The 9,737-nt window shown below is 67.3% G+C and carries 11 protein-coding genes; 1 reads left to right on the top strand and 10 read right to left on the bottom strand.

What is annotated here, in order from left to right; all coding sequences use genetic code 11:
- Positions 1-5 precede the first annotated feature (5 nt).
- The 9 genes from CCA01S_RS01145 to CCA01S_RS01105 are packed head-to-tail and all read right to left on the bottom strand — an operon-like array spanning position 6 to position 7,605.
- Positions 6-731 carry a Maf family protein gene (locus CCA01S_RS01145; protein WP_084386282.1) on the bottom strand — a complete coding sequence of 242 codons (726 nt, stop codon included), beginning with the start codon at positions 729-731 and terminating at the stop codon, positions 6-8.
- Between the two features lie 50 nt (positions 732-781).
- On the bottom strand, positions 782-2,224 hold the full coding sequence (gene pyk, locus CCA01S_RS01140) for a pyruvate kinase (protein ID WP_066452903.1): 1,443 nt from the start codon (positions 2,222-2,224) through the stop codon (positions 782-784).
- A gap of 38 nt (positions 2,225-2,262) precedes the next feature.
- Entirely contained in the window at positions 2,263-2,733 is a 471-nt protein-coding gene (rlmH, locus tag CCA01S_RS01135) for a 23S rRNA (pseudouridine(1915)-N(3))-methyltransferase RlmH (RefSeq protein ID WP_066452902.1), read from the bottom strand.
- Positions 2,730-3,128: a ribosome silencing factor gene (rsfS, locus tag CCA01S_RS01130; RefSeq protein ID WP_066452900.1), complete on the bottom strand. Its 399-nt coding sequence runs from the start codon at positions 3,126-3,128 to the stop codon at positions 2,730-2,732. The genes rlmH and rsfS overlap by 4 nt, the downstream gene beginning before the upstream one ends.
- Positions 3,125-3,751: a nicotinate (nicotinamide) nucleotide adenylyltransferase gene (gene nadD / locus CCA01S_RS01125; protein WP_066452898.1), complete on the bottom strand. Its 627-nt coding sequence runs from the start codon at positions 3,749-3,751 to the stop codon at positions 3,125-3,127. Before nadD ends, rsfS begins: the two co-directional genes overlap by 4 nt.
- Entirely contained in the window at positions 3,742-4,644 is a 903-nt protein-coding gene (gene hemF, locus CCA01S_RS01120) for an oxygen-dependent coproporphyrinogen oxidase (RefSeq protein ID WP_066452896.1), read from the bottom strand. The genes nadD and hemF overlap by 10 nt, the downstream gene beginning before the upstream one ends.
- A 16-nt stretch (positions 4,645-4,660) precedes the next feature.
- Entirely contained in the window at positions 4,661-5,959 is a 1,299-nt protein-coding gene (gene purD, locus CCA01S_RS01115) for a phosphoribosylamine--glycine ligase (RefSeq protein WP_066452894.1), read from the bottom strand.
- The gene (locus CCA01S_RS01110) at positions 5,956-6,687 is read right to left on the bottom strand and encodes a YebC/PmpR family DNA-binding transcriptional regulator (protein ID WP_066452892.1); all 732 of its coding nucleotides are present in this window, start codon (positions 6,685-6,687) and stop codon (positions 5,956-5,958) included. Before CCA01S_RS01110 ends, purD begins: the two co-directional genes overlap by 4 nt.
- Before the next feature lie 60 nt (positions 6,688-6,747).
- Positions 6,748-7,605, bottom strand: a complete 858-nt coding sequence (locus CCA01S_RS01105) for a DMT family transporter (RefSeq protein WP_066452890.1) — start codon at positions 7,603-7,605, stop codon at positions 6,748-6,750.
- Between the two features lie 55 nt (positions 7,606-7,660).
- On the opposite strand from CCA01S_RS01105, the gene CCA01S_RS01100 reads away from it, so the two are divergent.
- Entirely contained in the window at positions 7,661-8,644 is a 984-nt protein-coding gene (locus tag CCA01S_RS01100; RefSeq protein ID WP_258005632.1) for a quinone oxidoreductase family protein, read from the top strand.
- Between the two features lie 77 nt (positions 8,645-8,721).
- On the opposite strand, the gene CCA01S_RS01095 is transcribed toward CCA01S_RS01100, so the two are convergent.
- Positions 8,722-9,732: a class 1 fructose-bisphosphatase gene (locus tag CCA01S_RS01095; RefSeq protein WP_066452888.1), complete on the bottom strand. Its 1,011-nt coding sequence runs from the start codon at positions 9,730-9,732 to the stop codon at positions 8,722-8,724.
- Positions 9,733-9,737 lie beyond the last annotated feature (5 nt).

The raw sequence follows: 9,737 nt of genomic DNA, 5'->3' as shown, positions 1-9,737 counted from the left end.
CCGCTTCAGGGGCTTTGTCTTTTGTGGCTGGCCGCTGCACGGGCGCGCAGCAGCAGCTGCGTGGTCTCGTGGGCGGGCAGGCCCATGACGCCGCTGTGGCTGCCCGACAGACGCGTGATGAAGGCGGCGGCGCGCCCCTGGATGGCGTAGCTGCCCGCCTTGCCGAAGGGCTCGCCGCTGGCGCAGTAGCGCTCGATGGTGGCGGGCGAAAGAATCTGAAAACGCACTTCGCTGACGCTGACGGCCTCGAACAGGCGTTCGCCCAGAGCGACGACCACGGCGGTATGCACGTGGTGCTGTCGCCCGGACAGGCGGCTCAGCATCCGGGCGGCGTCTTCTGTGTCGTTGGGTTTGCCCAGCACCTGGCTGTCCAGGATGACAGTGGTGTCGGCGCAGAGCACCGGACAGCTTGCCCAGTGCTCGGGCCAGTCTCCGGGGCTTGGGTCGGGCCTGCCGCCGACTTGCAGCCAGTGTGCGGCGCGTAGCGCCTTTTCGCGCGCCGTGCGGCGCACGTACTGGGCGGGTGGCTCGCCAGGCAGCTGTGGCTCGTCTTCGCCTTCGGGAGCGGGAACACGCAGCACACCGTGGTGGATTGCCAGCTGATCGAGAATTTCGTGGCGCCGCGGGCTGGCCGAGGCCAGCAGCACGAAGCCGATTGGATCGGCGTGGGTTGGATCGGCCTGAGGCCGCGCACCTGCTGGCGGGAGGGATTGCTTGCTGCCTGGTGTCATGGCGTGGCACCGGCACGAAGTGCTGCGGCGCGGGAAAGAGTGAATACCCCTTAGTTTACCCTCAGGATTTTCAGGCCATTGGTGCCACCGCTGTCGCTGTAGAAATCACCCTTGGTGAGGATGATCCAGTCGCCGGGCTGCAGCAGGCCCTGGGCGCTGAGGATGCCGATGGCGGCCTGGCTGACTTCCGCGGGCGGCAGGGTGGCCGCGTCGAAAGGCACGGTGTAGACGCCACGGAACAGCGCAGCGCGGCGCTGTGTGGCCACGTGGCGTGTGTAGCAGTAGATGGGCACGCCCGAGCGGATGCGCGACATGATGAGCGGCGTATGGCCGCTTTCGGTCAGGCTGATGATGGCCTTGATGCCCGGAAAATGGTTGGCCGCGTACATGCTGGCCAGGGCAATGGTCTCGTCGCAGCGGGAAAAGGTTTCGCCCAGCCGGTGGTGTGACTTCAAGCTGGTGGGTTCTTGCTCGGCCCCCAGGCAGATGCGGGCCATGGCCTGGACGGCTTCGACCGGGTATTGCCCCGAGGCGGATTCCGCCGACAACATGACGGCATCAGTGTAGTCGAGCACGGCGTTGGCGACATCCGAGACTTCGGCGCGTGTCGGTACTGGGCTGGACACCATGGATTCCATCATTTGCGTGGCGGTGATGACCAGCTTGTTGAGCGTGCGGGCGTGCTGGATGATGCGCTTCTGGATACCGGCCAGGCGCGCGTCGCCGATTTCCACGCCCAGGTCGCCGCGCGCGACCATGACGCCGTCGCTGGCGCGGATGAGATCGTTGAGAGCCTCGTCGCTGGCGACGGCTTCGGCGCGTTCGATCTTGGCGATGATCCAGGCCTGGCTGCCCGCCGCGCGCACCAGCGTGCGGGCCTGGGCGATGTCGGCCCCCGAACGGGGGAAGGACACGGCCACGTAATCGAGGTCGAGTTCGGCTGCCAGGCGGATGTCCTGGCGGTCTTTGTCGGTGAGGCTGGGGGCGGAAATCCCGCCGCCGCGCCGGTTGATGCCCTTGTTGTCGGACAGCGGCCCGCCCACAGTGACGACCGTGTGCACCGCGCTGGCATCGACCGACCGCACCTGCAGGATGACCCGGCCGTCGTCCAGCAGCAGCTCGTCGCCGGGCGCGCAGTCTTCGACCAGGGGCGGATATTCGATGCCGACGATGGCGGCGGTGCCCGCATCCAGCGGGTGCCGGATGGACAGGGTGAAAGGGTCGCCCGCCTTGAGCTGGATGGGGCCTTGCGCAAAGCGCGCGATACGGATTTTGGGGCCTTGCAGATCGCCCATGATGGCCACGTAGCGCTGGTGCCGGGCGGCGATTTCGCGCACCAGTCGTACCCGCTGGCGGTGATCGTCTGCCAAACCGTGCGAAAAATTGAGACGGGCAACGTCCAGGCCGGCGAGAATCAGCGCTTCGATGCGTTCGGGGCTCGAGGTGGCCGGCCCGAGTGTGGCGACGATCTTGGTGCGGCGGCGTGCGGTCATGGGGCGGGCTCCTGGGGCCGGGCGCCAGAACCTGTCGCTCACGCCCGGTGGTAAGGGTGTCCGGCTAGGATACTCCACGCCCGGTAGAGCTGCTCGACCAGCAGGACGCGCACCATCGGGTGGGGCAGGGTGAGCGAAGACAGGCGCAGCATTTGCCGGGCGCCTTGCTTGAGGCTTGGGGCCAGGCCATCGGGCCCGCCGACGATGAGTGCGACGTCCTGACCGCTGCCCATCCAGGTCCTGAGATGCCCGGCCAGCGCCTGTGTGCTGAGATCTTGTCCGTGTTCGTCCAGGATCACGCGCCAGGCCGAAGGCGGCACGGCAGCTTCGATACGCTGCGCCTCGGCCTGCATCAGCTGCGCGGCAGTCTTGCCGTGCGTGCGGGGCTCGGGGCGGATTTCATGCAGCTCGACGAGACATTCGCGCGGCATGCGCTTGGCGTAATCCTGCCAGGCATCCTGCACCCAGCCTGGCATGCGGTTGCCGACGGCATAGACAAGCAGTTTCATGCCTCGTCGTCGTCCGTCCAGGCGTCGTCGGATGCCTGCGCCGGGCCAGAGGACAGCAGGCGCACGCGCACCGGCTTGGCCCCCCAGATTTCTTCCAGGTTGTAATAGCTGCGGATGGCGGGCTGCATGCAGTGCACGACGATATCGCCCAGATCGACGAGCACCCATTCGCCCGTGTCTTCACCTTCGAAGGCCAGGATGTCGAGCCCTTGTTTCTTGGCCTGCTCGGCGACGTGGCTGGCAATGGCGCGGGTTTGCCGGTTGGAGGTGCCGCTGGCGATGACGACGCGGTCGAAGAGCCCGGTGAGTCCGGTGGTGTTGAAGACCTTGATGTCCTGCGCCTTGGTGTCTTCGAGGGCGTCGATGACGAGGCGTTGCTGTTTTTGCAGATTCATGGTGCGTGTGTCGGGCCTTGGGAGGCGTCCTGCGGTTGGTAGAGGTGGTGTGCGTGAATGTAGTTCAGCACATCCGGGTCGAGCGCCCGGTCGGTGGCGTGTCCGTGGGCCAGTGCCTGACGGATGGATGAGGCGGAAATGTCCAGCGGAGGGAAGGGGATGTGGGCCAGGCCGCCAGGGTCGAGCGCCGCGGCCAGCTCGGCGGGCGGCGTGAGCGTGGCGCCCGGGCGCTGCGCCACGGCCAGCCGCACGTGGCCGAGGATGTCGCGCCAGCGGTGCCAGGTGCAGAAGTTGGCCAGCTGGTCGGCACCCAGTATCCAGACGTAGTGCGCCGTCTTGGGCAGCGCCATGAGCGTGTCGATGGTATAGGTGGCGCCCGGGCGGTACAGCTCGACCGGGTTGATGCGCAGGCGCGGGTCGTGGCGGCAGGCCAGCTGCAGCATGCGCAGGCGGTGTTCGGGCGAGGCGCCCAGCTGGCCCCGCTGCCATGGGCGGCCCGCCGGGATCAGATCGACGCGTTCGAGCCGCAGGGTCTCGCAGGCGGCCTGGGCCAGGGCGACGTGTGCCTTGTGGACGGGATCGAAGCTGCCTCCCAGGAGTCCTACGAGAGGCTTTACAGCCATGTGCGCGGTTTCAGGTAATCGGCCAGGCGCGCCTCGGCGGAGCCGGGTTCGGGTGTCCAGTCGTAGCGCCAGTGCGCCACAGGCGGCATGGAGAGCAGGATGGATTCGGTGCGCCCCCCTGATTGCAGGCCGAACAGGGTGCCGCGGTCGTAGACCAGGTTGAACTCGACGTAGCGGCCCCGCCGGTAGGCCTGGAAGGCGCGCTCGCGTTCGCCGTAGGGCGTTTCGTAACGGGCCTGCGCGATGGGCAGGTAGGCGGGAATGAAGCAGTTGCCGACGGCCTGCGTGAGCGCGAAGCAGGTGTTGAAGTCGGGGGTGTTCAGGTCGTCGAAGAACAGGCCGCCCACGCCACGCGTTTCGTGGCGATGGCGCAGCAGGAAGTATTCGTCGCACCAAGCCTTGTAGCGCGGGTATTTGTCGGCTCCGAAGGGGGCCACGGCGTCGTGGCAGACCTGGTGGAAGTGGCGCACGTCCGCTTCGACGGGGTAGTAAGGGGTGAGATCGAGCCCCCCGCCGAACCAGAACACGTCCTGGTCGGAACCCTGGCCGTGTGCGACGAACAGCCGCACGTTCAGGTGGGTGGTGGGTACGTGCGGGTTGCGCGGATGCAGTACCATCGACACGCCCATGGCCTCCCAGCTGCGCCCGGCCAGCTCGGGGCGGTGTGCGCTGGCCGATGGCGGCAGCGCGTGGCCCCGCACATGGCTGAAGAGCACACCGGCCCGCTCGAAGACGGCGCCGTTCTCGCAATAGCGGGTGAGCCCGCCGCCGCCTTCCGGGCGCGACCAGGTGTCGCTGCCGAAGGCGGCGCCTTCGAGGCCTTCGAGAGCTTCGACGATGTTGGCCTGCAGCGTGGAGAAGGTGGCATGTACGTGATCGACAGGGACGTGCATGAGGTTTCCTGGAAGGTTATTCGGAGCGCTTGCTGGCGGCGAGTGCGCGCCAGCCGATGTCGTGGCGGTATTGACGGCCTTCGAAGAGCGTCTGGTTGACGGCGTCGTAGGCGGCCTGCTGTGCCCGGCGGATGGAGTCGGCCAGGGCCGTGACGCACAGCACGCGTCCGCCGCTGGTGCGCAGCACGCCGTCCTGGCGGGTGCTGCCCGCGTGAAAGGTGATGCAGGTGTCGGTGTCGGGCGCCAGGGAGGTGATGGCATCGCCTTTGCGCGGCGCGTCCGGGTAGCCCGCGGCGGCCAGTACCACGCCGACGGCGGTGCGCCGATCCCATTCGAGCTCGGCCTGGTCGAGCGTGCCGTCCAGGGCGTGTTCGAGTGTCTCGGTGAAGTCGCTTTTCAGGCGCAGCATGATGGGCTGGGTTTCGGGATCACCCATGCGGCAGTTGAATTCGAGCACCTTGAGGCTGCGGCTGGCATCGGCGCCCGGGCCGATCATCAGGCCGGCATAGAGAAAGCCGGTGTAGGGCAGGCCGTCGCGCGCCATGCCCTGGATGGCGGGCTGGATGACTTCGCGCATGATGCGGTTGTGCAGCGCCGGGGTGACGATGGGAGCGGGGGAATAGGCCCCCATGCCGCCGGTGTTGGGCCCGGCGTCGCCGTCGAGCAGCCGCTTGTGATCCTGGCTGGTGGCCAGCGGCAGCACGTGGTGGCCGTCGCACATGACGATGAAGCTGGCTTCTTCGCCTTGCAGGCATTCTTCGACGACGACGCGGGCACCCGCGGCGCCGAACGCGCCGTCTTCGCCGAGCATGTGATCGATGGCCTGCAGGGCCTCGTCGAGGGTTTGCGCCACGACGACCCCTTTGCCGGCGGCCAGGCCGTCGGCCTTGATGACGATGGGCGCGCCTTGCTCGCGGATATAGGCCTTGGCCTGCTGCGCGTCGGTGAAGGTCTGGTAGGCCGCCGTGGGAATGTGGTGGCGCACCATGAAGGCCTTGGCGTAGTCTTTCGAGCTTTCGAGCTGGGCCGCGGCCCGGGTGGGGCCGAAGATGCGCAGGCCCGCCGCGCGGAAGGCATCGACGATGCCCGCCGCCAGGGGCGCTTCGGGGCCGACGACGGTGAAGGCGACCTTTTCGTTCTGGACGAAGCGGATGAGGGCGTCGATGTCCTGCAGGGGCACGTTTTCCGTGAGCGGCGCCAGCGCCGTGCCGCCGTTGCCGGGCGCAACGAAGATTTTCTGCACCTTGGGCGATTGCGCCAGGCGCCACGCCAGGGCGTGTTCGCGGCCTCCTGAGCCGATGACGAGCAGTTTCATTCGGTGTCGTCCATGACGGCGGTGGTGTAGACCTCTTGCACGTCGTCCAGCTCTTCGAGCAGGTCGATGATCTTTTGCATGCGTGCGGCGTCGTCGCCCGCCAGTTGCACTTCGGAGAGCGCTTTCATGACCACGCCGTGCAGGTCGGCGTTGAGCCCGGCGGCGTCGAACGCCTGCTTGAGGGCGACGTACTGGCCCGGTTCGCAGGTGACTTCGATGGCGCCTTCGTCATCGGTCTGGACGTCGTCGGCACCGTTTTCCAGGGCCACGTCCATGACCTGTTCTTCGGAGGTGCCCGGCGCAAAGACGAACTGGCCGCAGTGTTTGAACATGAAGACCACCGAGCCGTCCTGCCCCAGGTTGCCGCCGTGCTTGGTGAGCGTGTGGCGCACTTCGGAGACCGTGCGTTGGCGGTTGTCGGTCATGCAGTCGATGATGAGCGCGGCACCGCCCACGCCGTAGCCTTCGTAGCGGATTTCTTCGTAGTTGGCGTCGTCGGCGCCACCTGCGCCGCGCTGGATGGCGCGCAGGATGTTGTCTTTGGGCATGTTGGCTGCCATGCCCTTGTCCCAGGCCAGGCGCAGGCCGGGATTGGCGTCCGGGTCGGGGCCGCCCGCGCGTGCTGCAACCGTGATCTCACGGATGATTTTCGTCCAGAGCTTGCCGCGTTTGGCGTCTTGGCGCCCTTTGCGGTGCTGGATGTTTGCCCATTTGCTGTGTCCGGCCATGTCGTGTCAACCAAAGAGGGATAAAACAGAGAACCTCTGATTTTAACCGCTTGGGGCGCTTCAGTCTGGGTCGCGGCGCCGCAGGCCGACCCAGACGATGGCGCCGATGATGATGGCGCCGCCGGCCAGCGCGCGCGCGGACGGATATTGCGCAAAGAGCAGGGCGGCGAAGGCGATGGCGTAGACGGGCTCGAGGGCGATCACGATGCCCGCGGTGCGGGCCTTGAGCCGCGACAGGCTGGAGACCAGCAGGGCGTGCGACAGCGCCGTGCAGAACACCCCCAGCATGAAGAGCCACAGCCAGTCGAGCGCGCGCAGTTGGGGGAATTCGGTGAAGCACCAGGGCAGCGTCAGCAGGGCGACGATGAGGTTTTCCCAGCAGGCCAGCTCGCGGCCCGCGACGTGGGCGACGGCCTTGCGGTTGGCCAGGGTAAAGAGCGCGAACGCCAGGCCCGAGAGCACGGCCCAGGCCAGGCCGACGGTGGCCTGGTCGCGGAAGTCGAAGCTGGGGGTGACCAGGACGAGACCCAGCGTGACCAGCGCCACCACGACCCATTCCGAGACCCGGGTGCGTTCGTGGAACAAAAAGCCTTCCAGCAGAGTGATGAAGGCCGGGAAGCTGGCAAAGCCCAGCGTGGCAATGGCGATGCCGCCCACTTTGACCGCCACGAAGAAGGTTGTCCAGTGGATCGCCAGCAGGATGCCGGCCAGGGCCAGCGCCCGCCAGGCCTGGCGGCTGGGCAGGGCGATGCGATGGCCCGCGTGACCGATGAACAGCAGCAGGGTGGCCGTGGCAAAGAGCGCGCGCCCGGCGGTGATGAGCGTCGCGCTGGCCTGGGTCAGCTCACCGAAAATGCCCGTGAGGCCGAAGAGCACTGCGGTGACGTGGATGGCGAACTGAGCTTGGCGGGAATTCATGCTAGGCTTGGTAGGTTCTGCGAATGGGGCCCGCGAGGGGCCGGAGGAAACAGCAGTGAAGACAGCACGGATCATTCAGATTCAGCAGCATGGCGGCCCTGAAGTCATGCGCGTGGCGCAGGTGGACGTCGCCGACCCGGCGCCCGGCGAGGTGCAGATTCGGCAAAAGGCCATCGGGCTGAACTTCATCGACATCTATTGTCGCACGGGTCTTTATCCCCACGATCTGCCGCACGGCCTGGGCTTCGAGGCCTCGGGCGTCGTCGAGGCCGTGGGGGCCGGGGTCACCCACGTCCGGGCGGGCGACCGCGTGGCCTACGGGCAGGGGCCCATCGGGGCCTATGCCGACCTGCGCAACGTCCCGGCGGACCGGGTGGTGCGGGTGCCCGAGGGCGTCGGCTTCGATCAGGCGGCCGCGCTGATGCTCAAAGGCCTCACGGTGCAGTACCTGTTTCGCCAGACCTACCGCCTGAAGGGCAGCGAAACCATTCTGTTTCACGCCGCCGCGGGCGGGGTGGGCCTGATCGCCTGTCAGTGGGCCAAGGCGCTGGGGGTGCGTCTCATCGGGACGGCTTCCTCGCCCGAGAAGGCCGCGCTGGCGCGGCGCCACGGCGCCTGGGAAGTCATCGACTACAGCCGGGAAGACGTTGCCGCCCGCGTGCTGGAACTCACCGGCGGCCAGAAAGTGCCCGTGGTGTACGACGGCGTGGGCAAGGACACCTGGGCCACGTCGCTCGATTGCCTGCAGACGCGCGGCCTGATGGTCAGCTTCGGCAACGCCTCGGGGCCCGTCGAAGGGGTCAACCTGGGCATTCTGGCGACCAAGGGCTCGCTCTACGTCACGCGCCCCATCCTGGCCACCCACGTGGCCACGGCCCAGGCCATGCAGTCGGCGGCGGCCGAGGTTTTCGACCTGGTGACGGCGGGCAAGCTGGACATCGTCATCGGCCAGCGCTTTGCCCTCGAAGACGCCGCCCAGGCCCACGAAGCGCTCAAGTCGCGCCGCACCACGGGCGCCACGGTGCTGACGCTGGATTGATTCGCCGAGTCCGGCTTGCCAACGCCCCCGCACGCGCCAAGGCGGCACATGCGGGGGCGTTGGCGCAACCGCCGTGCTCAGGCCTGCTGGTGATAATGCTGGACGCGCTCGACTTCAACCTTTGAGCCCAGCACCACGCCCACGCGCTGGTGCAGCGCCTCGGGCTGGATGTCCAGGATGCGGCGGGTGCCGTCCACGGCGCGGCCCCCGGCCTGTTCCACCAGGAAGCTCATGGGGTTGGCCTCGTACATCAGGCGCAGCTTGCCTTTGCCGCCCGAGGGGCGGGCGTCGCGCGGATACATGAAGATGCCGCCGCGGGTCAGGATGCGGTGCACGTCGGCCACCATGGATGCGATCCAGCGCATGTTGTAGTTCTTGCCCAGTGGCCCGGTTTCGCCTTGCAGGCATTCGTCGATGTAGCGGCGCACGGGGGCTTCCCAGTGGCGCATGTTCGACATGTTGATGGCGAACTCGGCGGTCTGCTCGGGGATGCGGATGTTTTCGTGGGTGAGCAGCCACGAACCCATTTCGCGATCCAGGGTGAAGCCCATGACGCCCGCGCCGACGGTGAGCACCAGCATGGTCTGGGGGCCGTAGATGGCGTATCCGGCGGCCACCTGGCGCGTGCCAGGCTGCAGAAAATCACGTTCGGCGATGTCGCGTCCGGATGCTTCGGAGGGGGCCTGCAGTACCGAGAAGATCGTGCCGATGGACACGTTGACGTCGATGTTCGACGAGCCGTCCAGGGGATCGAACAGCAGCAGGTTCTGGCCCTTGGGGTAGTGGGTGGGGATGCGGTGGATGGTCTGCATCTCTTCGGATGCCATGGCCGCCAGGTTGCCGCCCCACTCGTTGGCTTCGAGCAGGATTTCGTTGGACAGGACGTCGAGCTTCTTCTGGATTTCACCCTGCACGTTCTCGGTGCCCAGGCTGCCCAGCACGCCGCCCAGCGCCCCCTTGCTGACGGTGTAGCCGATGGCCTTGCAGGCGCGCGAGACGGTCTCGATGAGCAGGCGTACGTCGGGCGAGACCGCCTTGTGCTCGCGCTGCTGTTCGACCAGGTACTGGGTCAATGTCTTGAATTTCAAAGTGT

This window comes from Castellaniella caeni NBRC 101664 (assembly GCF_001592225.1).
Taxonomy (GTDB): Bacteria; Pseudomonadota; Gammaproteobacteria; order Burkholderiales; family Burkholderiaceae_B; genus Castellaniella; species Castellaniella caeni.
Note: the sequence above shows the minus strand (reverse complement) of the source record. Positions and strands in the feature narration are given on the sequence as shown.

Bases quoted from the DNA above. Each gene is read 5' to 3' on its own strand.
- CCA01S_RS01110 (WP_066452892.1), bottom strand. From the start codon at position 6,687: ATGGCCGGACACAGCAAATGGGCAAACATCCAGCACCGCAAAGGGCGC.
- rlmH (WP_066452902.1), bottom strand. From the start codon at position 2,733: ATGAAACTGCTTGTCTATGCCGTCGGCAACCGCATGCCAGGCTGGGTG.
- CCA01S_RS01105 (WP_066452890.1), bottom strand. From the start codon at position 7,605: ATGAATTCCCGCCAAGCTCAGTTCGCCATCCACGTCACCGCAGTGCTC.
- CCA01S_RS01145 (WP_084386282.1), bottom strand. From the start codon at position 731: ATGACACCAGGCAGCAAGCAATCCCTCCCGCCAGCAGGTGCGCGGCCT.
- purD (WP_066452894.1), bottom strand. From the start codon at position 5,959: ATGAAACTGCTCGTCATCGGCTCAGGAGGCCGCGAACACGCCCTGGCG.
- hemF (WP_066452896.1), bottom strand. From the start codon at position 4,644: ATGCACGTCCCTGTCGATCACGTACATGCCACCTTCTCCACGCTGCAG.
- pyk (WP_066452903.1), bottom strand. From the start codon at position 2,224: ATGACCGCACGCCGCCGCACCAAGATCGTCGCCACACTCGGGCCGGCC.
- nadD (WP_066452898.1), bottom strand. From the start codon at position 3,751: ATGGCTGTAAAGCCTCTCGTAGGACTCCTGGGAGGCAGCTTCGATCCC.
- rsfS (WP_066452900.1), bottom strand. From the start codon at position 3,128: ATGAATCTGCAAAAACAGCAACGCCTCGTCATCGACGCCCTCGAAGAC.